The 22,713-nt window shown below is 62.2% G+C and carries 22 protein-coding genes; 11 read left to right on the top strand and 11 right to left on the bottom strand.

Annotated elements, in window-relative coordinates; translation table 11 throughout:
• The 7 genes from ACP15O_RS03395 (at position 1) to ACP15O_RS03365 (ending at position 7,174) form a co-directional block, all read left to right on the top strand.
• On the top strand, positions 1–1,029 hold the full coding sequence (locus tag ACP15O_RS03395) for a hypothetical protein (protein ID WP_425094633.1): 1,029 nt from the start codon (positions 1–3) through the stop codon (positions 1,027–1,029).
• A 201-nt stretch (positions 1,030–1,230) separates the two neighbouring features.
• On the top strand, positions 1,231–2,439 hold the full coding sequence (locus tag ACP15O_RS03390; protein ID WP_425094632.1) for a bifunctional alpha/beta hydrolase/OsmC family protein: 1,209 nt from the start codon (positions 1,231–1,233) through the stop codon (positions 2,437–2,439).
• Between the two features lie 248 nt (positions 2,440–2,687).
• A complete protein-coding gene (purB, locus tag ACP15O_RS03385; protein ID WP_425094631.1) occupies positions 2,688–3,995 on the top strand; it encodes an adenylosuccinate lyase in 1,308 nt (435 codons plus the stop codon).
• A 64-nt stretch (positions 3,996–4,059) separates the two neighbouring features.
• Positions 4,060–4,212: a carbohydrate-binding module family 14 protein gene (locus ACP15O_RS03380; protein WP_425094630.1), complete on the top strand. Its 153-nt coding sequence runs from the start codon at positions 4,060–4,062 to the stop codon at positions 4,210–4,212.
• A gap of 57 nt (positions 4,213–4,269) precedes the next feature.
• Positions 4,270–5,367 (top strand): flagellar motor switch protein FliG, encoded by a 1,098-nt coding sequence (locus ACP15O_RS03375; RefSeq protein WP_425094629.1) that lies wholly within the window; start codon positions 4,270–4,272, stop codon positions 5,365–5,367.
• A 62-nt stretch (positions 5,368–5,429) separates the two neighbouring features.
• Positions 5,430–6,293: a DMT family transporter gene (locus tag ACP15O_RS03370; protein WP_425094628.1), complete on the top strand. Its 864-nt coding sequence runs from the start codon at positions 5,430–5,432 to the stop codon at positions 6,291–6,293.
• On the top strand, positions 6,290–7,174 hold the full coding sequence (locus ACP15O_RS03365; RefSeq protein WP_425094627.1) for a lysophospholipid acyltransferase family protein: 885 nt from the start codon (positions 6,290–6,292) through the stop codon (positions 7,172–7,174). The genes ACP15O_RS03370 and ACP15O_RS03365 overlap by 4 nt, the downstream gene beginning before the upstream one ends.
• On the opposite strand, the gene ACP15O_RS03360 is transcribed toward ACP15O_RS03365, so the two are convergent.
• Entirely contained in the window at positions 7,171–7,878 is a 708-nt protein-coding gene (locus ACP15O_RS03360; RefSeq protein WP_425094626.1) for a DUF1223 domain-containing protein, read from the bottom strand. The genes ACP15O_RS03365 and ACP15O_RS03360 overlap by 4 nt on opposite strands.
• 202 nt (positions 7,879–8,080) lie before the next feature.
• On the opposite strand from ACP15O_RS03360, the gene acnA reads away from it, so the two are divergent.
• Complete coding sequence (acnA, locus tag ACP15O_RS03355; protein ID WP_425094625.1) at positions 8,081–10,768, top strand: aconitate hydratase AcnA; 2,688 nt, start codon at positions 8,081–8,083, stop codon at positions 10,766–10,768.
• Here acnA and ACP15O_RS03350 read toward each other — a convergent pair.
• Positions 10,765–11,562 carry a heme-dependent oxidative N-demethylase family protein gene (locus tag ACP15O_RS03350; RefSeq protein WP_425094624.1) on the bottom strand — a complete coding sequence of 266 codons (798 nt, stop codon included), beginning with the start codon at positions 11,560–11,562 and terminating at the stop codon, positions 10,765–10,767. The two genes, acnA and ACP15O_RS03350, sit on opposite strands and share 4 nt — an antisense overlap.
• Before the next feature lie 143 nt (positions 11,563–11,705).
• Between ACP15O_RS03350 and ACP15O_RS03345 the strand changes: the two genes are divergently transcribed.
• Positions 11,706–13,151, top strand: a complete 1,446-nt coding sequence (locus tag ACP15O_RS03345) for a TrkH family potassium uptake protein (protein WP_425094623.1) — start codon at positions 11,706–11,708, stop codon at positions 13,149–13,151.
• 23 nt (positions 13,152–13,174) lie between these two features.
• Here ACP15O_RS03345 and ACP15O_RS03340 read toward each other — a convergent pair whose 3' ends face one another.
• From ACP15O_RS03340 to yajC, 9 genes are all read right to left on the bottom strand, one after another.
• Positions 13,175–13,741: a DsbE family thiol:disulfide interchange protein gene (locus ACP15O_RS03340; RefSeq protein ID WP_425094622.1), complete on the bottom strand. Its 567-nt coding sequence runs from the start codon at positions 13,739–13,741 to the stop codon at positions 13,175–13,177.
• On the bottom strand, positions 13,734–13,892 hold the full coding sequence (gene ccmD, locus ACP15O_RS03335; protein ID WP_425094621.1) for a heme exporter protein CcmD: 159 nt from the start codon (positions 13,890–13,892) through the stop codon (positions 13,734–13,736). The genes ACP15O_RS03340 and ccmD overlap by 8 nt, the downstream gene beginning before the upstream one ends.
• Positions 13,889–14,623, bottom strand: a complete 735-nt coding sequence (locus ACP15O_RS03330; protein ID WP_425094620.1) for a heme ABC transporter permease — start codon at positions 14,621–14,623, stop codon at positions 13,889–13,891. The genes ccmD and ACP15O_RS03330 overlap by 4 nt, the downstream gene beginning before the upstream one ends.
• Positions 14,624–14,669: 46 nt before the next feature.
• The gene (gene ccmB, locus ACP15O_RS03325; protein ID WP_425094619.1) at positions 14,670–15,326 is read right to left on the bottom strand and encodes a heme exporter protein CcmB; all 657 of its coding nucleotides are present in this window, start codon (positions 15,324–15,326) and stop codon (positions 14,670–14,672) included.
• Positions 15,323–15,940, bottom strand: a complete 618-nt coding sequence (ccmA, locus tag ACP15O_RS03320; RefSeq protein WP_425094618.1) for a heme ABC exporter ATP-binding protein CcmA — start codon at positions 15,938–15,940, stop codon at positions 15,323–15,325. The genes ccmB and ccmA overlap by 4 nt, the downstream gene beginning before the upstream one ends.
• Positions 15,941–16,038: 98 nt before the next feature.
• Positions 16,039–16,392: an Mth938-like domain-containing protein gene (locus ACP15O_RS03315; protein WP_425094617.1), complete on the bottom strand. Its 354-nt coding sequence runs from the start codon at positions 16,390–16,392 to the stop codon at positions 16,039–16,041.
• Between the two features lie 32 nt (positions 16,393–16,424).
• The gene (gene secF / locus ACP15O_RS03310; RefSeq protein ID WP_425094616.1) at positions 16,425–17,393 is read right to left on the bottom strand and encodes a protein translocase subunit SecF; all 969 of its coding nucleotides are present in this window, start codon (positions 17,391–17,393) and stop codon (positions 16,425–16,427) included.
• Between the two features lies 1 nt (position 17,394).
• Entirely contained in the window at positions 17,395–19,059 is a 1,665-nt protein-coding gene (gene secD / locus ACP15O_RS03305) for a protein translocase subunit SecD (RefSeq protein ID WP_425094615.1), read from the bottom strand.
• A 45-nt stretch (positions 19,060–19,104) separates the two neighbouring features.
• The gene (gene yajC, locus ACP15O_RS03300) at positions 19,105–19,389 is read right to left on the bottom strand and encodes a preprotein translocase subunit YajC (RefSeq protein ID WP_425094614.1); all 285 of its coding nucleotides are present in this window, start codon (positions 19,387–19,389) and stop codon (positions 19,105–19,107) included.
• A gap of 212 nt (positions 19,390–19,601) precedes the next feature.
• Between yajC and ACP15O_RS03295 the strand changes: the two genes are divergently transcribed.
• Positions 19,602–21,299, top strand: a complete 1,698-nt coding sequence (locus tag ACP15O_RS03295) for a pentapeptide repeat-containing protein (RefSeq protein WP_425094613.1) — start codon at positions 19,602–19,604, stop codon at positions 21,297–21,299.
• A 38-nt stretch (positions 21,300–21,337) separates the two neighbouring features.
• Positions 21,338–22,630, top strand: coding sequence for a serine--tRNA ligase (gene serS / locus ACP15O_RS03290; protein WP_425094612.1), 1,293 nt, complete (start codon positions 21,338–21,340; stop codon positions 22,628–22,630).
• Positions 22,631–22,713: the final 83 nt, after the last annotated feature.

Raw genomic sequence — 22,713 nt, 5'->3', positions numbered from 1 at the left:
ATGGACACCCAAGAACACCGATACACATCCGGCCTGGTCTTTCTGGCCTCGCGCAATTGCGACACACTGGAGCTGAGCGCCAGCCTGCAACGCGTGCTAGAGGCAAACGGCCACCGCATCTGCGGCGTTCAGGTGCAATCGGAAACCCAGGTGCAGGTGATCTCGGATATTCTGACGCTGGAGCTGACGGTTCCCGCGGGTGAGGGCAAACCGGCCGGCAAAACCTTCGATACCGATCTGGATACGCCGCAGGACATCATACAATCGGCCGGTCTGGTGATCGAGATCGCCCTGACCCAGCCCCCCGAAAAAGGTGCCGCGCCCACCAAACGCGCCACGCAGGCCACGCTGGCCAGCCTGACCTGCCAGATGGCTGTCTGGCTGGAGCCCGACTATATCCGCTGGCTGAACGAGGACACGCTGCTGGACACCGCCGATTTCGTCAAAGCCGTCGCGCGGGTCATGCCCCGCCGCGTCACCCGCAAGGATCACAAATCCGCCCCCCGCCCGGTTGCGCACCCCATGCCGCCAATGCCCATGCCGCAAGCGCAGATGGCGCTGGCCAGCGGTCCGGCTGCCGCACCCGTTCGCCCCATCCCCCCCGAAGGCGCCCACACCGCGCGCCCAGCCCCGGCCCCCAAGGCCGCGCGTTTTCCGGATGTCGATCTGACCTCGCGCCGGCTGGAGCAGGAATACGACACCCGCAACCGTGACACGCTGGGACAGGCCGATCTGCACGAGCTGTCCGACCTGCGCTCGAATTTCCACGATGAGGATGCAGCGCTTGAGGCCGCCGGCATTGCCTCGGCGCGCAATACCGTTGCGCGTATGGCCACCTGGTTTGTCGCGATTACCGTGGGGATTTTCTCTCTGCCGCTGGCGGCTTTCCTGATGGTCTGCAACCTGTTCCGCGGCGAGGATTTCCGCCTCTCCGCGCAGGCGCTGTCTCTGACCGGGCTGTTCACCGCGCTGAATGCGAATGGCGCAACCGCCGAAGTCGCCCAGATCCTGAGCAAGTTTACCGGCTAGCCCCGCGCAGACTTGCATACGAAGGGTCAGCCACCGCGTTATGCGGTGGCTTTTTGCGTTCTGGCAGCTGTACACCGTGGCTCAACTTCCCGTGACGGGATGATACAATATCTGGCAACGCGCACGCGCCGTGCCTAGTCTTGAAGCCCAACGCACGCGGCCCAGATCATGCCGCCCAGATCATTCAGACCGGAGACCCATATGCCATCAGAACGCCTTAGCTTTGCCGGTCATGACGGGGATATACTGGCCGCGCGGCTGGATCTGCCCGAGGGCACGCATCAGGCCACCGCGATCCTGGCCCATTGTTTTACCTGCACCAAGGATCTGGCTGCCGCCCGTCGCATCAGCCAGCGCCTGGCCGGGCTGGGCATCGCTGTTTTGCGCTTTGATTTCACGGGGCTGGGCCATTCCGGGGGCGAGTTCGCCAACACCACTTTCAGTTCGAATGTTGCGGACATTCGGGCGGCGGCGGATCATCTGGCGGCGCGCGGCATGGCCCCCAGCCTGCTGATCGGGCATTCGCTGGGCGGAGCGGCCGTGCTGCGCGCCGCGGGCCAGATCGACGGGATCAAAGCCGTCGCCACGCTGAACGCCCCTGCCGATCCGGCCCATGTGCTGCACGCGTTTCAGGGGGATCTGGCGCAGATCGAAGCCGAAGGGCGCGCGCAGGTGCAGCTGGGCCATGGCGCGTTTCCCATCACCAGGGATTTCATTCAGGATGTCTCGGCCAGCAACCTGCAAGAGGCAATCTCGGGGCTGAACGCGGCGCTTTTGGTGCTGCACGCCCCGCTGGATCAGACCGTGGGGATTGAAAACGCCACACAGATTTTCGTAGCGGCCAGACACCCCAAAAGCTTCGTAACCCTGGATGGAGCGGATCACCTGATCTCGGACGCAAAGGATGCCGATTACGCCGCCGAGGTGATCGCCACCTGGGCCAGCCGCTATCTGGACCTGCGCCACCCTGCCCCGCCCCCCGGTGCCCCCGAAGGCGTGGTGCGTGTCTCCGAGGCCGACCCCGCCGGGTTCCTGCAAGACGTGCAATCCGGGCCGCATCATCATGCGCTGGCGGACGAGCCCCTGGCCTATGGCGGCACCAATCGCGGCATGACGCCCTATGGGTTTCTGTCTGCCGGTCTGGGGGCCTGCACCACCATGACCATCCGCATGTATGCCCGCCGCAAGGGCTGGCCGCTGACCCATGTGCGCGCGGATGTGACCCAGAACAAGGTTCACGCGCAGGATGCCGGCAGCGCCGAGAAAATCGACCAGTTCACCCGCACGATCTATCTTGAGGGGCCGCTCAGCCCCGAGCAGCGCGAGAAGCTGCTGCAAATCGCGGATAAATGCCCGGTGCACCACACGCTGACGCGCTCTAGCCAGGTGGTGACGCACCTGGCGCAGTAGCGCGCGGAACAAGGCCGTAGGCCGCCGCGCGATCGCCAGACCGCCCCCCGGTCTGCCGATTTCAAACGCGCGCCCATGCAATAAGGGCACAGTTTGCAAAACCATAAAGGACCAGACGGCGACATTGGTCGCCAGCCCGCGGTCTGCCGCTCACGCTCGTGTTGCCGCAGATAGGCCCCCCACCCTTGCCGCGCGGCACACCTGCGGGTAAAGACACGGCAAAACCTGCAATCCCATAGGAACAGCCGATGATCCCTCGCTATGCCCGCCCGCAGATGACCGAAATCTGGGAACCCGCCACCAAGTTCAAGATCTGGTACGAGATCGAGGCCCACGCCTGTGACGCGCAGGCCGATCTGGGCGTGATCCCGCGCGAAAACGCCGAGGCCGTGTGGAAAGCCAAAGACGTGGAATTCGACGTCGCCCGCATTGACGAAATCGAGGCCGTCACCAAGCATGACGTCATCGCCTTCCTGACCCACCTGGCCGAACATGTGGGCAGCGAAGAGGCCCGCTTCGTCCACCAGGGCATGACCTCTTCGGATGTGCTGGACACCTGCCTGAACGTGCAGCTGGTCCGCGCCGCCGACATCCTTCTGGAAGACATGGATAAGGTGCTGGCCGCGCTGAAAAAACGCGCGCTAGAGCATAAAAACACCGTGCGCGTCGGCCGCAGCCACGGCATCCACGCCGAGCCCACCACCATGGGCCTGACCTTCGCCCGTTTCTACGCCGAAATGGACCGCAACAAGGCCCGCCTGGCAGCCGCCCGCGAAGAGGTGGCCACCGGCGCGATTTCCGGCGCGGTGGGCACCTTTGCCAACATCGACCCGGCGGTCGAGGAACATGTCTGCGCCAAGCTGGGCCTGAAGCCCGAACCGATCAGCACGCAGGTCATCCCGCGCGACCGCCACGCCATGTTCTTTGCCGTTCTGGGCGTGATCGCCAGCAGCATCGAAAATGTCGCGATCGAGATTCGCCACATGCAGCGGACCGAGGTGCTGGAAGGCGCCGAGTTCTTCTCGATGGGTCAGAAAGGCAGCTCGGCGATGCCGCACAAGAAAAACCCGGTGCTGACCGAAAACCTGACAGGCCTGGCCCGTCTGGTGCGCATGACCGTGATCCCCGCCATGGAAAACGTGGCGCTGTGGCATGAACGCGACATCTCGCATTCGTCCGTAGAACGCGGCATCGGCCCCGACGCCACCGTGACGCTGGATTTCGCTCTGAACCGTCTGGCCGGCGTGATCGACAAAATGCTGATCTTCCCGCAGAACATGCTGGACAACATGAACAAATTCCCCGGTCTGGTGATGTCTCAGCGTGTGTTGCTGGCCCTGACGCAAGCGGGCGTCTCGCGCGAGGATGCCTATTCCATGGTGCAGCGCAACGCCCTGAAAGTCTGGGAAGAGCGCCTGGATTTCCGCGAACTGCTGCTGGCCGACGAAGAGGTTGTGAAGGCTCTGGGCGTCGATGGCATCAATGAAAAATTCGACATGGGCTATCACACCAAACACGTGGACACGATTTTTGCCCGCGTCTTTGGCGAGAGCTGATTTCGAAAATCGCCCGATTGTGCTATGCTCCCTGCCATGTCACCCATTGGCAGGGAGTTTTCATATGATCCGCACCGTTCTGACCGCCTTGATTCTGGCCGCCGCGCCCGCTGTCGCCAGCGCCGAATGCAGCCGCGGCCACCAGCAAGCCATGACCTGCGCCGATGGCATGGTCTGGGATAAAGACGCCAAAACCTGCACCGCCACGACCAGCTAAAGCAATTGTTCACCCTTCCCTGCTTATCTGTCCACGAACGACAGTCACGAGGGACGGATGAGCAACTCTACCCAACTGGCCCGCATCACCCCTGTTCAGAAAGAGGTGGCGGTGCCCCGCAATGCGAAATCGGCGGGAAAATCCGGTAAAAAACCGGGCCTGACGCGCAAGCAGAAGGCCGCGATCATGGTGCGTTTTCTGCTGTCAGAAGGTGCCGATCTGGATTTCAGCACCCTGCCCGAAACGCTCCAGGCTGAACTGACCCGGCAACTGGGTGATATGCGGCTGGTGGATCGTCAGACGCTGGCCGATGTGGTGGCCGAATTCGCCGGCCAGCTAGAGCAGGTGGGCGTGACCTTTCCGCATGACCTGGCCGGCGCGCTGACCATTCTGGATGGGCGTATCCACCCGCGCACCGCCGCCCGTCTGCGCAGCCAGGCCGGTGTGCGCCAATATGCCGATCCCTGGGATCGCATTCGCGCGCTGGACGCGGACGCCCTGGTCCCCATTTTCGAAGAGGAATCGACCGAGATTGCTGCCGTCGTCCTGTCCAAACTGGATGTCGCCCGCGCCGCCGAAGTGCTGGCACAACTGCCAGGCGACCGCGCCCGCCGGATCACCTTTGCCGTGTCGCTGACCGGGGCCGTGACCCCCGATGCGGTGGACCGGATTGGCCTGTCCCTTGCCGCGCAGCTGGATTCGCGCCCCGAACGCGCGTTCGAGGATGACCCCGACAAACGCGTCGGCGCGATCCTGAATTTCTCGCCCTCGGCCACGCGCGATGACCTGCTGGCCGGCCTTGAGGGCGAGGATGCCGATTTCGCGGCCCGCGTCCGCAAGGCGATTTTCACCTTCAACGACATCCCCGCCCGCATCACCCCGCTGGACATATCCAAAATCACCCGCGCGGTGGACCAAAGCGCCCTTGTCATCGCCCTGGCCTACGCCAAGGCCAGCGACAGCGATGCCGCGGCCGAGCATATCCTGTCCAATCTGTCGGGCCGCATGGCCGATGCCCTGCGCGAGGAAATGGCCGAAGCCGGCACAGTCAAGACAAAACCCGGAGAAGAGGCCATGTCCGCCGTCGTCACCGCGATTCGAGAGCTAGAGGCCGCAGGCGAAATCACCCTGGTGCTACAGGATGAGGAGGAATAACCCTAGACACGAACAATTATGATCCATAACGTCCCCGCACACCCATATATCCGGGGATTTTCATGCACAGCCTTTCGACGCAATCCAAGGCCATCCTGATGATGATCGGGGCGATCTTCTTTTTCTCGACGATGGACGCCACGGCCAAAGAGCTGACAAAACACATCGGCACCGTTCCCACCATCTGGGCACGCTACGCAGGTCAAAGCGTCCTGGTGCTGTTGATGGTATCCCCGCGCCTGCGCAGCGTGGTCAAAACCCGCTATCCGGGCCTGCAACTGGCGCGTGCGCTTTTGCTGATGTGTGGCACCGGGTGCTTCTTTTTCGGTCTGGCCCATATCGGCCTGGCCGAGGCGACCGCCATCATGGACATCAACCCTGTGCTGATCACCCTGGGCGCGGCTATTTTTCTGGGAGAAAAGCTGGGGCCGCGGCGGCTGCTGGGCGTTCTGGCCGCATTAATCGGCGCGTTAATCGTGATCCGCCCCGGCTCGGGCGTTTTTTCCGCCTATGCGCTGTTTCCGCTGGGCGCGGCGATGGCCTATACCGCCTACAGCCTGGTAACGCGCTTCGTGGGCATGAACGAGGATCCCTGGACCTCGCTGCTCTACTCGGCCATTTTCGGCGCGATCATCCTGTCCTGCATCGTTCCCTTTTTCTGGGTGACGCCCTCTGTGACTGCCTGGGGGCTGATGGGGCTGTTGGCCATTGGCGGCACGGCCTCGCAATTGTTTCTGATCCGCGCGCTCAGCATCGGCGAGGCCGCGATGCTGGCCCCTTTTGCCTATAGCGGCCTGATTTTCGCGACAGTCTGGGGAATCACATTATTCGACGAATACCCTGACCTGTGGACAATCATCGGCGCCCTTGTGATCGCGCTTTCCGGCATTTATGTCTGGCATCGCGAAACACGGGGTGGAACGTGACGAAGAAAGCCAAGAAACACGGCGGCTGGCAGGATTGGATCGTAGACCGGATCCTGCGCGGGCTGATCGGCACGGCGCTGGCCCTGCCGTGGACGCTCCGGATTCGGCTGATGGGGCTGTTCACACGCCGCGTTCTGGCACCGATCGCCGGCTACCGCAAACGCGCCCTGGCAAATCTGACCTATATTTTCCCCGACATGCCCGAGGCAGAAAAACGCCGTATCGCAGATGCCGTTGCCGACAATGCCGGGCGCACGATGATCGAGAATTACGACACCGCCGGGCTGCTGGAACGCACCAAAACCCAGACCATCGGCGGGGCCGGGCTGACCGCGTTGGAAACGGCGCGCACCAATGGCACTCCGGTGCTGATGGTCACGGCCCATTACGCGAATTTCGAGATCCCGCGCGCCGCCCTGGTGAATCGCGGGTTCCAGATCGGCGGGCTTTACCGGCCCATGTCGAACCCGTTTTTCAACGCCCATTACGCCGAAAACATGAAGCGCCTTTCCGGCCCCGTGTTCGAAAAGGGGAAGCGCGGTACCTTGGGGCTGATCCGTCACATTGCGAAGGGCGGGATTGGCGTTCTGCTGTTTGACTTGCATGACAAATCCGGGCAACCGATTGATTTTATGGGAAAACCCGCGCCCACACTGACTTCGGCCGCTGAGATCGCCATGCGCACCAAAGCGCTGCTGGTGCCCTTTTTTGCCACGCGTCATGCCGATGGCATTCATTTTGATGTCGAGATCGAAGAGCCCATCGCCCATACCGACCCGCTGACCATGACCCGCGAAATGACCCGCAGGCTGGAGGCACGCGTGCACGCACATCCCGAACAATGGTTTTGGATTCACCGCCGCTGGAGCAAGACGCTCTAACGCAGCTGTGCTGCGGCCAAAATCGCGCCGAGCCCTTTGGGATGCTGTTCCTGCAAGATCACCACAACCGGCGCATCCCCCGTGACTTTGCCTTCGGTTTCAAGAGGTTGGCGCGTATCCCATTCCCCGATCTGATGCCATTCCGTCACGATGTTCGAATAGCTTAGCGTGCGGCCTGCGTTCTCTCCGCGTTTGATTTTCACCCGCGCCGAGGGCAGGTAGCGCACGATTTGCACCATCACAGGCCGGTTCAGGGGGCGCTCAGTGCTGGCCTCGATCTCCAGCCGGTCACCCTGGCGTGCGATCTCGATCCGGACGGCGGCAGGGGCGGCCGCATGTTTGCGAATCAGCGCACCGACATCCTTGGGGTGATTGCCCACCACATGTTCCTGGCCGCCGACAATCATCTGCGGCGTATAGACCGACCGGCGCCCGGCCGAGATCGCATAGGCCTTCTGCCGGGCGGTATAGCGCGGATCGGCGAATGCGTCCTTCCAGCCGATATAATCCCAGTAATCCACATGCAGCGCCAGCGCGATCACATCCTCGCGCGCGGCCAGCTTTGTCAAAAACGCATCCGCAGGCGGGCAGGACGAACAGCCCTGCGAGGTGTAAAGCTCGACCACAACAGGATTATCCTGGGCCAGAACCGGCCCGGCCACCGCCATCCAGACGGCTGCTCCGAGAGCGAGTAGCTTGCGCATGGTCACAGATTTCCCCATTTCTTGCTGCCTGTGCAGTGATATTCAGATTCCCCTGAAATAACCAATCAAGGTTTTGTCAGCCAAGGGTGAACCCCCGAAATTTCAGTATAGATGCGGCAGATGCGCGGGTTCCCCTTGATCACGCCGCCTGCGTGGCACAGATTTGATCCATAGCCCTGTTTGCCAGCCAAAGGAGCCCGCGATGCCCATCACCGTCGGCCAAGACACCGCCCAGACCCGCCGCAGCCTGACTGTGGGGGATCAGACCCTTGCCTATTACGCGATCCCCGCCGCTCAAGAGGCCGGCCTGGGCGATTTCAGCCGCCTGCCCGCCGCGCTGAATGTGGTGCTGGAAAACCTGCTGCGCTTCGAGGATGACGGGTTTTCCGTGTCCGTGGACGACATCAAGGCCTTCGGTACATGGGCCGAAAATGGCGGGCGCAACCCGCGCGAAATCGCCTATCGCCCGGCCCGCGTTTTGATGCAGGATTTCACCGGGGTGCCCGCCGTGGTGGACCTGGCCGCGATGCGCGATGGGATCAAGGCGCTGGGGGGCGACGCGCAAAAAATCAACCCGCTGGCGCCGGTGGATCTGGTCATCGACCACTCGGTCATGATTGACGAATTCGGCAATCCCCGCGCCTTTCAGATGAACGTGGACCGTGAATACGAACGGAATATGGAGCGTTATCAGTTCCTTAAATGGGGTCAAAGCGCCTTTGACAATTTCCGCGTCGTCCCCCCCGGCACCGGGATCTGCCATCAGGTGAACCTGGAATACCTGTCCAAGGCCGTCTGGTCCGACACCGATCAGAATGGCGATACGGTGGCTTATCCCGATACTCTGGTCGGCACCGACAGCCACACCACCATGGTCAACGGTCTGGCCGTTCTGGGCTGGGGCGTCGGCGGGATCGAGGCCGAGGCGGCGATGCTGGGCCAGCCGATTTCCATGCTGATCCCCGAGGTTGTGGGCTTCAAGCTGACCGGCGAAATGATCGAGGGCACCACCGCCACCGATCTGGTGCTGAAGGTCGTGGAAATGCTGCGTGAAAAGGGCGTGGTGGGTAAATTCGTCGAATTCTACGGCGAGGGGCTGGACCGCCTGCCGCTGGCCGATCGCGCCACCATCGCCAATATGGCGCCCGAATATGGTGCCACCTGCGGATTTTTCCCGATTGACGGCGAAACCCTGCGCTACATGCGCAACACGGGCCGCGATGAGGACCGGATCGCCCTGGTCGAGGCCTATGCCAAGGCCAACGGGCTGTGGCGCGGCGCGGATTACGACCCGATCTATACCGACACGCTGCATCTGGACATGGGCACCATCGTCCCGGCCATTTCCGGCCCCAAACGCCCGCAGGATTTCGTGGCGCTGACTCAGGCGAAATCGGCCTTTGCCGATGAAATGGCCAACACGTTCAAACGCCCTCTGGACAAACAGGTGCCGGTAGAAGGCGAGGACTATACGCTATCGTCTGGGAAGGTGGTGATTGCCTCGATCACGTCCTGCACCAACACCTCGAACCCTTATGTGATGATCGGTGCCGGGCTGGTGGCGCGCAAGGCCCGCGCGCTGGGGCTGGATCGCAAGCCTTGGGTGAAAACCTCGCTGGCACCAGGCAGCCAGGTGGTGACGGAATATCTGAAGGCCGCCGGGCTACAGGACGATCTGGACGCGATCGGGTTCAATCTGGTGGGCTATGGCTGCACCACCTGCATCGGCAATTCAGGCCCCTTACAGCCCGAGATCAGCCAGGCCATCGCAGAGGGCGATCTGGTGGCCACATCCGTTCTGTCCGGCAACCGCAATTTCGAGGGCCGGATCAGCCCCGATGTGCGCGCCAACTATCTGGCCTCGCCGCCCTTGGTGGTGGCCTATGCCATCGCGGGCGACATGAATATTGATCTGACCAGCCAGCCTTTGGGCCAGGATCAGAACGGCAATGACGTTTTCTTGCGCGACATCTGGCCCAGCAACGCCGAAATCGCTGAACTGGTGGAAAAAACCGTCACACGAGAGGCCTTTGCCAGCAAATATGCCGACGTATTCAAGGGCGATGAGAAATGGCGCAGCGTGCAGGTGCCCGATCAGGAAACCTATGACTGGCCCCCTGCATCCACCTATATCCAGAACCCGCCTTATTTTCAGGGGATGGGCCCGGACAAAGGCACCATCCAGAATATCGAGCGCGCCAAGGTGCTGCTGGTGCTGGGCGATATGGTCACGACCGATCATATCTCGCCGGCCGGCTCTTTTGCCGCCTCCAGCCCGGCGGGGCAGTATCTGACAGAACGCGGCGTCCCCCCGCGCGAGTTCAATTCCTATGGGTCCAGACGCGGCAATCACCAGGTCATGATGCGCGGCACCTTTGCCAATATCCGCATCAAGAACGAGATGCTGGATGGCGTCGAGGGTGGCTATACCAAGGGCCCCGACGGCCAGCAAACCAGCGTCTATGAGGCCTCGATGGCCTATCAGGCGCAGGGCACACCGCTGGTGGTGTTCGGCGGTGTTCAATACGGGGCCGGTTCCTCGCGCGATTGGGCCGCCAAGGGCACCAATCTGCTGGGCGTGAAGGCGGTGATCGCTGAGTCGTTTGAACGTATCCACCGCTCAAACCTGGTGGGGATGGGCGTGGTGCCGTTTGAATTCACCGGGGGCGAGACGCGCAAGACGCTGGGCCTGACGGGGGATGAAACCGTTACCATCACCGGGCTGGACACTGTTGAACCGCAGCAGATTCTGCCCTGCCAGATCACCTATGCCGACGGGACGCAGAAAACCATCCAGCTGAAGTGCCGGATCGATACCGCCCCCGAGATCGAATATGTCGAAAACGGCGGGGTGCTGCATTACGTGCTGCGCAATCTGGCGAAAGGCTAATTACCCTGCCGCAGCGGGAACTCTTGCAGGGTTTCCGCCTGCTGCGGGCAAAGCGCCCGAACCGGCACGATCTGCGTATGAATCGAGAACACAACCGCCCGCGTTTGCGGCAGGCGGAACAGGCATTGGCGCTCGGCCCGGATGAAATCGGCGCTGTGCGGCGCGGGGCTGGGCTGGCCCTCGGGTCGGGCATCGAACAGGGGCTGATCGGAATAAGAGGCCGTCCCCCGCATCAGCCCGCGCCCCACCTGCACCCCGTCCAGCAGACGCTGCACCCGTTTGGCCAGATCCTGCCCGTAATGCGGCACCGGGCGGTGGATGCGCACCATGGGCGACATGAATTTCTGCCGCAACGACCAGCCCGCCGGAAAACACAGCACGGCCCCGGTAAGCACGCTTTCCTCTGATTTTCCGGTGGGGTCGGGCTGCATCAGGCACAGATCGCATTGCACCAACCGGCCCAGCGTGGCCAGCGGTTCCTTGGGGCGCAGCGGCACGGTAACGCCATCGGGGCGCGTCACCTGCGCCGCATCCACCTGATAGCCCAGATCCGGCAACAGCGGCAGGATCGTGTCATACAGCTCGGCCGCGGCGGGGCGCGCGCTGTCATGCAGCGCCAGAACATCCCTGGGCTGCGTCTCCAGCAGATGCCCGCGCACCCCCATCTGCCCGGCAAAGGCGCTGTCTACCTCTAGCCAATCCTGCACCGAAACCGGCACGATCCCCGGCAGACGCCGGGTGCGCGGATCGGCCCAGGGCGCGAAACTGAGCGATGATTGCAGAATCTGTTCCATTGGGGGATGCTGCGCGTGAAATCTTGGCGCGTCCATGGCTGAATTGACGCATCCCCCACCTGCCCGCGCGTCAAGCGGATTTGGCGCTGGACCTGGGCCCGCGCATTCCGTTAACTCCCTTCACCTTTGACCGGAAAGAAACCATGCAATACGCCCCTGTTGCCCGGATTTTGGCCTTCCTCTCGATCGCGATGGGCGTGGCCATGCTGCCGTGCCTGATCATGGATGGCGTCACTGGCGATCAAAGCCTGAGCGTGTTCGCCACGTCCTCGGGGCTGACGCTGCTGGTGGGGGTGATGATCGTGCTGTCCACGCAGAACCGCCGCAATCAGCAGTTGGGCATCCGCGAGGCCTTTTTGCTGACCACGGGCACCTGGGTGATCCTGCCGATGATCGGCGCGCTGCCGCTGATGCTGGGGGCGTCGGACTCCAGCTTTACCGACGCCTATTTCGAGGCCGTCTCGGGCATGACGACCACCGGCTCGACCATCTATCGCAATATCGAGGATCTGCCCGCGGGCATTTTGCTGTGGCGGGGGATTCTGCAATGGCTGGGCGGTCTGGGGATCGTCGTGGTGGCGATGATCTTTCTGCCGGTGATGCGGATCGGGGGGATGCAGTTTTTCCGCTCCGAAGGGTTTGACACGCTGGGCAAGGTCATGCCCCGCGCCCCTGACATCGCGCGCAGCCTGCTGGATATTTACATCGGCCTGACGGTGCTATGCACGCTGACCTACATGCTATTCGGCATGGACGCGTTCGAGGCCACGGTGCACGCGTTCACCACCATTTCGACCGGCGGGTTTTCCACCTCGGATGCCAGTTTTGCCCGCTATGAGGGGCCGCTGGAATATGTGGCCTCGGTCTTTATGTTGCTGGCATCCCTGCCTTTTATCCGTTTCGTGCAGCTGTCGCGCGGGCAGACCGCGCCGCTGCTGAATGACGTGCAGGTGCGTGCCTATCTGCGCTGGACGGCCTATGCCATCATCGCCGTGGTGATCTGGCGCGTGCTGCACGAGGACACCGGGTTCCTGCATATCCTGCGCGAAAGCATCTTCAACACGATCACGCTGTTTTCCGGCACCGGCTATGCGTCCGAGGACATCACCGCCTGGGGGGCCTTCCCCTTTACCATCATCTTCCTGACCGGGCTGATCGGGGGGTGTACCGCCTCGACCGGGTGCTCGATCAAGATCTTCCGCTGGTTGGTGGTGATCGAGGCGATCAAGACTCAGGTCCGACGCATTCAGCACCCCAACGCCATGCTGCGCCCACGCCTGGGCCAGCAGGTGATCGAGCAGGACGTGATCGATTCGGTGATCGCGTTCTTTGCGCTGTTCGTGCTGACCTTCGGTCTGCTGATCGTGGCGCTGGATCTGGCCGGGCTGCATACGAAAACCGCGATCACGGCCGCCTGGACGGCCATCGCCAATGTCGGCCCTGCCTTCGGCCCCGAGGTCGCCGCGGCCGGGTCCATGGATGGCTTCCCTGAGATCGCCAAATGGCTGATGATTTTCGGGATGCTGGTGGGACGGCTGGAAATCCTGTCCGTCTACCTGCTGTTCACCCGGAAATTCTGGGCGGATTGATCCGCGGCGGTCCGGCGGGCGGCTTAGCTGCCGCCCTGCTCTGTCTCTGCGGCCAGGGCTTTCTGAACCGCCGGCACCAGCGTCGATTCCATCACCCGCTGCGTCAGCGGCCCGGCGATGCGCAGCAGCACGTTGCCATCCTTGTCGATCAAAAAGGTCTCTGGCGCGCCGTAAACGCCCCAGTCGATCTTGGTGGCCTTGCTCAGATCCTTGCCCAGCGTGGTAAAGGGATTGCCCTCTTCGGCCAGGTATTTTTCCGGCGCGCCCTCGATGGTTTCGTCGAAATTCACGCCATGCAGGGTGACGGGCAGCAGATCCTCGATCCGCAGCAGCATCGGGTGCTCGGCCCGGCAGGCCACGCACCAGGTGCCCCAGAAATTCACCAGCTTCAGCCCCGGCTGGCGCACCACTTCGTCCGTCAGCAGCGGCGTGCCCTCAAAGGCGGTCAGCGTCAGCGCCGGGGCCTGTTTGTCGATCAGCTGCGAGGGCAGAACATCGGGGTTTTCCCGGTTCATCCCCAGCACGAACATGGCGGCCAGACCGGCGAAAATCAGCGGCGGCGCCACCATCAAAGGCGAGAATTTAGCCATTGCGACCCTTTCGTTGTTCAACCTCATCCAGCGCGGCACGAGTCCTGCGGGCGCGCGCGATGCTCACCAGCACCAGCGCCACGATCAGCAGGATCGACACCACATAAGAGGACAAGACCTCGGTCTGATATTTGCCCAGATCAGGGATCATTGGTTCAGCCTTTCGCGTGCCAGCAGCGCCCGCATACGGCGCGCCCGGATTTCTGTTTGGGTGCGCAGGAACACCAGCGCGATAAACAACAGAACAAACCCCGCGATACACAGCAACAGCGGGTGATAGAACACGTCGGCGACGTGCTCTTCCTTGTCCAGCGACAGCGACGCGCCCTGGTGCAGGCCCTGATTCCAGAAATTCACCGCATAACGGCTAAGTAGCGCGAACACAGACCCTACCAGACACAGGATCGAGGTCAGATCGGCGGCCGTGTCGTCATTTTCAATTGCCGCCCACAGCGCCATATAGCCCAAGTAGAACAGGAACAGGATCAGGAACGAGGTCAGGCGCGGATCCCATTCCCACCAGGTGCCCCACATCGGCTGCCCCCAGATCGCCCCGGTGGCCAGCGCGATCAGCGTCATCACCGCCCCCACGGGCGCGGCGGCGCGCGCGGCCAGCGCCGACACATGGTGCCGCCGCACGATCCACACCAAACTGGCCACCAGCATCATGATCCACGCATTGATCGCCATCAGCGCGGCGGGCACATGCAGGTAGATGATCTTGACGGTCGAGCCCTGTTTGTAATCATCCGGCGTAAAGAAAAAGCCCCAGATCAGCCCGCTGACCAGCGTGACCAGAGCCAGCACCGACACCCACGGCAACAGCTTGTCCGTGGTGGCGATGAATTTCTTCGGATTGGCATATTCCCAGATCGAGGCCATGTCGTTTTCCTAATTCTTCCTGGCTCGGACGCAATTCACATCCGCGTTAGCGTAGGTTCACCCTCAGTACCGCAGCCGAGGCAAAAGGCAAAAGCGCGATAGCGCCGCAGGTGATCCCGGCCAGCATCAGCATGGGCGTGGCAAAGTCCATCCCCTCGGCCCCGCGCCGGGCCACTTCGGCCCCAAAAATCAGCGTGGGCACATAAAGTGGCAGCACCAGCAGGCTCAGCAGCAGCCCGCCGCGCTTGATCCCCACGGTCAGGGCCGCGCCGAAGGTGCCGATCACGCTCAGCGCCGGGGTGCCCAGGGCCAACGAGATCACAAGCGGGCCGTATCCCGCCCCCGGCAGGTTCAGCAGCAGGCCAAAGACCGGCGCCGCCAGCACCAGCGGCAGCCCGGTGGTCAGCCAATGCGCCAACGCCTTGACGGTCACGGCGGCCTCCATCGGGACGGGGGCGGTGGCCAGCAGATCCAGCGATCCGTCCTCCCAATCCAGCGCGAAAATCCGGTCCAAAGACAACAGACAAGCCAGCAAAGCCCCCAGCCACAAAATCCCCGAGGCAATTTTCGCCAGCAGCGCCGATTGCGGCCCCACCCCAAACGGCACCAGCACCACCACGATCAGGAAAAACGCCAGCCCCAGGCCAAATCCCCCGCCCGCGCGGATCGCCAGCCGCATGTCTCGGATCAATAGCGCAATCACAAGAAGGCTCCGTCAAAATCGTCCAGCGCCGGTGCCTTGGCCTTATAGGGGGCGACATCCAGCACCCGCGCCTCATCCAGCCCCAGATCAATATGCGTGGCCATCAAGGCCAGCCCCCCGCCCAGCAAATGCGCCCGCACAGCCCCCGCAAACAGCGCCACAGCCCCCGCATCCAAAGACACAGTCGGCTCGTCCAGCACCCAGACCGGGCGCCCCGTCACCACCATCCGCGCCAGCCCCAGACGCCGTTTCTGCCCGGCAGACAAAGCCCCCGCAGGGCGGTCTTTCAGCGCCTCCAGCTCAAAGGCCTGCAAGGCCGGGGCAATATCGCCCGTGGCAAACACATCCGCCCAGAACTCCAGGTTCTCACGCACGCTCAGCACCGCCTTGATCCCATCCGAATGCCCCGCATAGGCCATCGCCTCGCGCTCCAGCCCGATGTCACCGGACAGCGCAGGCTGCAACCCCGCCACTGTGCGCAACAAAGTGGTCTTGCCGCAGCCATTGGGCCCGCGCAGCACCAGCGCCTCGCCTGCTCCCACCCGGAACGAGACCCCCTCCAACACGGGAACCCCGCCCCGCGCCACTGCCAGATCTGAAACATTCAATTCCATGCAGCCGTCCTACCCGATTGGCCCGCAGCCGAAAACCCACATTCATCTTGCCAAAAATACTCAGGCAACAGGGCCGCCCGCCACAGCCTTGACCAAGGTCAAACCGGCAACACCGCCGCCGCGATCCGCCGCCCTTCCGAGGCCAGCACATTATAGGTGCGACAAGCCGCAGGCGAGCTCATGACCTCGACCCCGATATTCAGCTGCTCCAGCCGCTGGCGCAGCGGCGCGGGGGCATGGGCAATCTCGGCCCCCATGCCCAGAAACAGCACGTCCACCTGGCCGGACAGCGCCTCAAGCGCGGGCAGATCGTCCAGCCCGCCCCAGCTGCTGGCGCGAGTCAGCGTCACCAGCGCCGGACCCTCGATCACCTGACCGGCCACGCGGAAAAAACCGGGGCCATAGCCGTCGATCGGCACCGCGTCATTATAGATCACCTCGGTCAGTTGCATCCTGGGGTCTCCGGTTTGTGGCGCCCAGCAGGTCAGGCGTCAATATTGGCGTATTGCGTGCCGCCATTGTTATCCGGCTTGGACCAGTCGCGTTTCACGCCCAGCAGCAGCACCATGTTCTTGGCCACATAGACCGAGGAATACGTCCCCACGATCACCCCCCAGGTGATGGCGAAAACAAAGCCGCGAATGACGTCCCCGCCCAGGATCAGCAGCGCGATCAGCGCGATCAGCGTCGTGCCCGAGGTCATGATTGTCCGGCTTAGCGTTTCGTTCACCGTGCGGTTCATCAGATCGCGCAGCGGGGTGGATTTGAACTTGATCAGGTTCTCGCGCAGGCGGTCGAAGATCACCACCGTGTCGTTGATCGAATAGCCGATGATCGTCAGCAACGCGGCGATGGTGGCCAGATCGAACCGGATTTGCAGGATGGAAAACACCCCGATCGTCAGGATCACGTCATGCGCCAGGGCCGCGACCGCGCCCACGGAAAACTGCCATTCGAACCGCAGCCAGATATAGAACAGGATCGCCGCCAGCGAGGCCGCCACGGCGATCACCGCCGTCATGATCAGCTCACCCGAGACCTTGGGCCCCACCGATTCCACAGACGGGAAGGTGATCGAGGGATCCACGGCGCGCAGCGCCTCTTCGACCAGTTGGATGGTTTCGGGCGTCACCGCCTCTTGGTCATCCTGGGCCTGAATGCGGATCATCGCCACGTGTTTATCGGCGGCAAAGGTTGGGTCGAACACCTCGGTGATGGTGACATCGCCCAGCCCCAGCGGGGTCATTGCATCGCGATAGGCCCCCACATCCACGGACGAGGTGGATTCGGTGCGGATTGTGGTGCCGCCCTTGAAATCAATGCCGAAATTCAGCCCGATCACCAGCCAGCTGGCCAAAGAGGCCACAATCAGCACCGCCGACAGGCCCAGCGTCAGCTTCTGGACGCGAAAGAAATCGAAATTCGGAATTTCGCGGAACAGTCTCAGTCGCATGTCAGACCTCAATCGTTTTCGGACGGCGGCGTTCAAACCACATGATAATCAGCAGGCGGGTCACGAAGATCGCCGTAAAGACCGAGGTCACAATGCCCAGCCCCAGCGTGATCGCAAAGCCGCGCACCGGACCCGAGCCCAGCATGAACAGAATAGCCGAGATGATGAACGTGGTGATATTGGCGTCAATAATCGCCGACAACGCCCGGTCATAGCCCAGCTCGATCGCGCGGGCGGGGCCTTTGGCGGTGCGCAGTTCCTCGCGGATGCGTTCGAACACCAGCACATTGGCATCCACCGCCATGCCGATGGTCAGCACGATCCCGGCGATCCCCGGCAGGGTCAGCGTCCCGCCAATCAGGCTAAGCGCGCCGAAAATCAGCCCCACGTTGATCATCAGGGCGATATTGGCGAAAATCCCGAACAGCCCGTAGCTGAGGAACATAAAGACCAGCACGGCCACAAAGGCCACCAGACAGGCAATTTTGCCCGCTTCGATACTGTCGGCGCCCAGTTCGGGGCCGATGGTGCGCTCTTCCAGGAATTCCAGCCCCGCAGGCAGGGCACCGGCGCGCAGCAGCACGGCCAGGTTGGTGGATTCCTCGACGCTGAAATTGCCGGTGATGATCCCCGAGCCGCCACCGATATGGGCCTGAATGACCGGGGCGCTGATCACCTCGCCGTCCAGCACGATGGCAAAGGGATTGCCGATGTTTTCCGCCGTATAGTCCCCGAATTTACGCGCGCCCGTGGTGTTGAACCGGAAGGACACGGCCGGACGGCCATTCTGATCGAAGGCAGGCTGCGCATCGACCAGTTCCTCGCCGGTGACAACGGGGGCCTGTTCCAGAACGTAATACAGCCCCTCTTCGTCCACGGCGGGCAGCAATTCGTTGCCGGCACCGGGGGGCATATCGGCATTGCCGGTGCGCGTCACAACCGGCTGAAAGGTCAGCTGAGCCGTGGTGCCGATGATGTCCTTCAGCTCTTTGGCGCTGCCGACACCGGGCACCTGGATCAGGATGCGATCCTCGCCCTGGCGCTGGATGGTGGGTTCGCGGGTGCCGACCTCGTCAATCCGGCGGCGGATGATTTCCAGCGCCTGTTTGACGGTGCGGTCATCGGTGGCCAGACGTTCGGCCTCGGACAGGGTGATGACGAAATCGGGGCCCTCCACTGTCACATCAATATCGCTGGAGCCTGCCCCCGTCAGCGTCACCACCGGACGGGCCAGGCCGCGCACCAGTTCGGCGGCGCGTTCGACCATCTCGGGCTTTTGGTTCAGACGGACCCGCAGTTCCGCGCCCTGGGTGCGTTGCAGCCGGATCGTGCCGATCTGATCGCGTTCCTCGCGCAGCAGGTCGCGCACCTCGGGCCACATGGCCTGAAGGCGGCTTTCATAGACATCCTGCACCTGGACCTCGGCCAGCAGATGCGCGCCCCCGCGCAGATCCAGCCCCAGATTGACAAGCCCCGAAGGCAGGAACGAGGGCCACTGCCCCACCTGCGCCTCAAGCCCCTCGGCCGTGGCGCCCGCTTCGATCGCGGCCACGGCGTCATTATGCGTTTCCACCCGTGTGTAGAACGCATTCGGAAGCGCCAGCGCCAACCCCAGGACGCAGAGGCCCCAGATCAGCACGCGCTTCCACAGATCAATCTGAAGCATGGTGTCTGCCTTCGGTTATCTTTCCAGAACGAAAAAAGCGGGCGCTTACGCGTCCGCTGCCGGTTCGGTCTTGTTCAGGACCTGAGCGATGGTGGATTTGACAACGCGGACTTTGACACCCTCGGCCAGTTCGACCTCGATCTCATTGTCGTCTTTGACCTTGGCCACCTTGCCGATCAGCCCGCCCTGGGTGACCACCTGATCGCCGCGACGCAGCGCGCTGACCATGCCCTGGTGCTCTTTCATCTTCTTCTGCTGCGGGCGGATCAGCAGGAAATACATGATCGCAAAGATCAGAATAAGCGGGAGAAACTGGCCAATGGCTTCCATCGTCGGTGTCCTTGTTGGTTAGCAGGGGCCGGATCGGTCTTCCAAGTACGGACCCCAGAGATTTTGCAGGAACCTATGTGCGGGGACGGGGTTTTGCAAGGCGTCAAAACTCCCACACAGCCCACAGCCCGCCGCAAGGCCCAAACGCGGGTTTACCCACCCTGGAAATCCCGGCATGGTTGCAGAGTAGCGCTTTTCAAGAGTACCCGGATATGACCGCTTCAGATGCCAATATCACCCTTCCCTTCACCCCGCAGGAATTTTGGATATTCATATTGGCCGCAAGCGTGATTGGCCTTTCGGCGCTGACCTTCTATCTCGGACGCGACCGGATACGCGAAAACGGACTGCCCAAGCACTGGCTGGCCGACACGCTCATCGGCTTTGCCAGTATCCTCGCCCCGATCTGGGTCGGTCTGATCCTCTTTGTGCTCTATGGGCTGTGGCAAGTCGCATGGAGCTTTCCTGCGGCACACGAGGGCGACAACCTGCGCTGGCATGTCTTGGCGTTGGTCGGATTGCTGACCGCCTTGGGTGGGCTTCTGGGCACCCCGCTGGCGATGATCCGCGTGATGATGACCGAGCGCCAAACCAATGCCGCGGAACAAGGCCACATCACCGACCGTATCAACAAAGCGGTCGAGGGGCTGGGCACCGAGAAAACCACCACAAGGATCGGTCGTGTCCTTCGAGTGCAGCGCCCCCAGAAGCGGCACCTCTTTGTGCCAGACGGGGAAACGCTTCAGATCAACGCGCCGCTTGGGTATCAGACCCTCGAAACTAAGCCAGATCTATGGTTTGATGAAACCGAGGGTGATTATCTAGAAGGTGAAACCCATATCATCAAGCTTCTGACTGCCGAAGAGACGATCATCGAATGGCAGGACCAAGGCCCGCTGGACCTGCGTAACGCCGAAAGCATTGAGGTGGGTGGCTGGGAGGCCTTTAACGAAACAGTCCCCAACCTCGAGGTCCGCATCGGCGCACTGTTTGCGCTGGAACGCATCAGCCAGGACAGCGCAAGGGACCACATCCAGATCATGGAAATCCTCTGCGCCTATATCCGCTCAAACGCGCCGGCAAAAAACGCTGAAATCTGCCCCCAGCCTCCTGCGTCCCAGGAACGGCCAGCATCAGACGACTGGCGCGCACAACTGAAAGAAAGCAAAGAAGCCCTATGGAGTTGGTCCAAAGCAGAACATCCACGGCTCGACATACAAATAGCTTTGAAAATTTTGGGGCGGCGATCACAAGAAAGGAGATTGCTGGAAGCCAGGGGCCACGAACAGACCCCTGTACTATCATTTGTCTTTGACGAAGCAACCAAATGCAGAACTTCTGTTGAGTTCCGCGCCTGGTCAATGGCTTGCGATGACTATAGAGGCTATCGTTTGGATCTGCGGGACACTGATCTTCAACGCGCGGATCTCTCTGAGTTAAACCTAAATGGCGCGTTGCTAAACGGCTCGAAACTCAATGGCGCCAAGATGGTCGGCACCAAGCTCAACGGGACAAAACTCTGGGCTTGTGAATTTCAAGGAAGCTGGATGTCAAACGCCAGCCTGATCGGTGCCGATTTGAGAACAACGAAGTTCTTCGCCTCTAGTCTTCAAGACGCCGATCTAAGAGCCGCTGTCTTCTCTTTCGAGAAAATCCAACGTCCTTTCCTATGCCATAGCAATACCCGGTGGGCAGCCTGTCTCAATACAGACTGGCGAGAATTGGGGGAGCCCAGAAAAATAACAGCAGACCATATCGATCAAATGTTCGCCGATAGGAGTTCAAAGTTGCCAACAGAAATACCACGCCCAACCCACTGGCCCCAAGAAAAGCTAGTTGCAATCGAATTCGTGCGCAGATGGCGTAAATGGCAGGCCGAGATTGGTTTCCAACCGCCCAAAAATCCGTAATAACGCGCAAAGACACGACTCAACACCGGAGCAGACCCATGCATGACATCCGTGCCATCCGCGAAAACCCTGCCGCTTTGGACGCGGCGCTGGCCCGCCGCGGGGCCTCGGCGGTGTCGTCCGAGGTGCTGAAACTGGATGAGGCCCGCCGCGCCAAGATCCTGGCCGCCGAAACCGCGCAGGCCGATCAGAAAAAGGCCGCCAAAGAGGTGGGCGCCGCCAAAGCCCGCGGCGATGAGACCGAGTTCGAACGCCTGCGCGCGCTGGTCGCTGACAAAAAGGCCGAAACCGCCGCCATGCAGACCGAGGCCAAGGACCTGGACCAGCAACTGACCGACCTGCTGATGACCCTGCCCAACACGCCCATGGATGATGTCCCCCAAGGCGCGGACGAAGAAGATAACGTCGAGATTCGCCGCTGGGGCACGCCCAAGACCTTCGATTTCCAGCCCAAGGAACATTTCGAACTGGACGGCGTGAAACCGGGGATGGACTTTGAAACGGCGGCCAAACTCAGCGGCTCGCGCTTTGTGGTGCTGTCCTCGGGCGTGGCGCGCGTGCACCGCGCGCTGGCGCAGTTCATGCTGAACACCCATGTCGAGGAAAACGGGCTGACCGAAACCTGGACCCCCGTTCTGGTACGCGAGGAAATGATGCTGGGCACCGGGCAGTTGCCGAAATTCGGCGAGGACAGCTACCAGACCCGCGAAGGCTGGTGGCTGGTGCCCACGGCCGAGGTGACCCTGACCAACATCGTCAATGGCGTCACGGTCGAGGAAAACTACCTGCCCCGCCGCTACGTGGCCCACACCCAATGCTTCCGCTCCGAGGCAGGCTCGGCCGGCCGCGACACCGCCGGGATGCTGCGCCAGCATCAGTTCGAAAAGGTGGAAATGGTCTCGGTCACCCATCCGGACACATCGCTGGACGAACATGACCGCATGACCAAATGCGCCGAAGGTATCCTGGAAAAACTGGGCCTGCCCTACCGCACTGTTGTGCTGTGCACCGGCGACATGGGCTTCGGCGCGACGAAAACCCACGATATCGAGGTCTGGCTGCCGGGGCAAAACACCTATCGCGAAATCAGCTCGGTCTCGGTTTGCGGCGACTTCCAGGCGCGCCGGATGAACGCCCGCTTCAAACCGACCGAAGGCGGCAAGCCGCAATTCGTGCACACGCTGAACGGATCGGGCCTGGCCGTGGGCCGCGCGCTGATCGCCGTGCTGGAAAATGGCCAGAACGCGGATGGCTCTGTCATCCTGCCCGAAGCGCTTCACCCCTATCTGGGCGGCAAAACCACCCTCTCGGCCGACGGCAGCCTGACATAACTTAAAGGAGCGCCTTCGGCGCCCACGATATCTCGTCCTCCGCCTGCGGCTCCGGCCTCGGGCGGGCGCAAACCCACACCGCA

It is taken from the genome of Youngimonas ophiurae (nom. illeg.) (assembly GCF_049803795.1).
Lineage (GTDB): Bacteria > Pseudomonadota > Alphaproteobacteria > Rhodobacterales > Rhodobacteraceae > Thalassobius.
This window is presented reverse-complemented; position numbering and strand designations above follow the sequence as displayed.

Bases quoted from the DNA above. Each gene is read 5' to 3' on its own strand.
- ACP15O_RS03380 (WP_425094630.1), top strand. From the start codon at position 4,060: ATGATCCGCACCGTTCTGACCGCCTTGATTCTGGCCGCCGCGCCCGCT.
- purB (WP_425094631.1), top strand. From the start codon at position 2,688: ATGATCCCTCGCTATGCCCGCCCGCAGATGACCGAAATCTGGGAACCC.
- yajC (WP_425094614.1), bottom strand. From the start codon at position 19,389: ATGGAAGCCATTGGCCAGTTTCTCCCGCTTATTCTGATCTTTGCGATC.
- ACP15O_RS03295 (WP_425094613.1), top strand. From the start codon at position 19,602: ATGACCGCTTCAGATGCCAATATCACCCTTCCCTTCACCCCGCAGGAA.
- acnA (WP_425094625.1), top strand. From the start codon at position 8,081: ATGCCCATCACCGTCGGCCAAGACACCGCCCAGACCCGCCGCAGCCTG.
- ACP15O_RS03395 (WP_425094633.1), top strand. From the start codon at position 1: ATGGACACCCAAGAACACCGATACACATCCGGCCTGGTCTTTCTGGCC.
- secD (WP_425094615.1), bottom strand. From the start codon at position 19,059: ATGCTTCAGATTGATCTGTGGAAGCGCGTGCTGATCTGGGGCCTCTGC.
- ccmD (WP_425094621.1), bottom strand. From the start codon at position 13,892: ATGATCCCTGATCTGGGCAAATATCAGACCGAGGTCTTGTCCTCTTAT.
- ACP15O_RS03390 (WP_425094632.1), top strand. From the start codon at position 1,231: ATGCCATCAGAACGCCTTAGCTTTGCCGGTCATGACGGGGATATACTG.
- ccmA (WP_425094618.1), bottom strand. From the start codon at position 15,940: ATGGAATTGAATGTTTCAGATCTGGCAGTGGCGCGGGGCGGGGTTCCC.
- ACP15O_RS03345 (WP_425094623.1), top strand. From the start codon at position 11,706: ATGCAATACGCCCCTGTTGCCCGGATTTTGGCCTTCCTCTCGATCGCG.
- ACP15O_RS03370 (WP_425094628.1), top strand. From the start codon at position 5,430: ATGCACAGCCTTTCGACGCAATCCAAGGCCATCCTGATGATGATCGGG.
- ACP15O_RS03315 (WP_425094617.1), bottom strand. From the start codon at position 16,392: ATGCAACTGACCGAGGTGATCTATAATGACGCGGTGCCGATCGACGGC.
- ACP15O_RS03340 (WP_425094622.1), bottom strand. From the start codon at position 13,741: ATGGCTAAATTCTCGCCTTTGATGGTGGCGCCGCCGCTGATTTTCGCC.
- ACP15O_RS03375 (WP_425094629.1), top strand. From the start codon at position 4,270: ATGAGCAACTCTACCCAACTGGCCCGCATCACCCCTGTTCAGAAAGAG.
- ACP15O_RS03360 (WP_425094626.1), bottom strand. From the start codon at position 7,878: ATGCGCAAGCTACTCGCTCTCGGAGCAGCCGTCTGGATGGCGGTGGCC.
- serS (WP_425094612.1), top strand. From the start codon at position 21,338: ATGCATGACATCCGTGCCATCCGCGAAAACCCTGCCGCTTTGGACGCG.
- ACP15O_RS03350 (WP_425094624.1), bottom strand. From the start codon at position 11,562: ATGGAACAGATTCTGCAATCATCGCTCAGTTTCGCGCCCTGGGCCGAT.
- ACP15O_RS03330 (WP_425094620.1), bottom strand. From the start codon at position 14,623: ATGGCCTCGATCTGGGAATATGCCAATCCGAAGAAATTCATCGCCACC.
- secF (WP_425094616.1), bottom strand. From the start codon at position 17,393: ATGCGACTGAGACTGTTCCGCGAAATTCCGAATTTCGATTTCTTTCGC.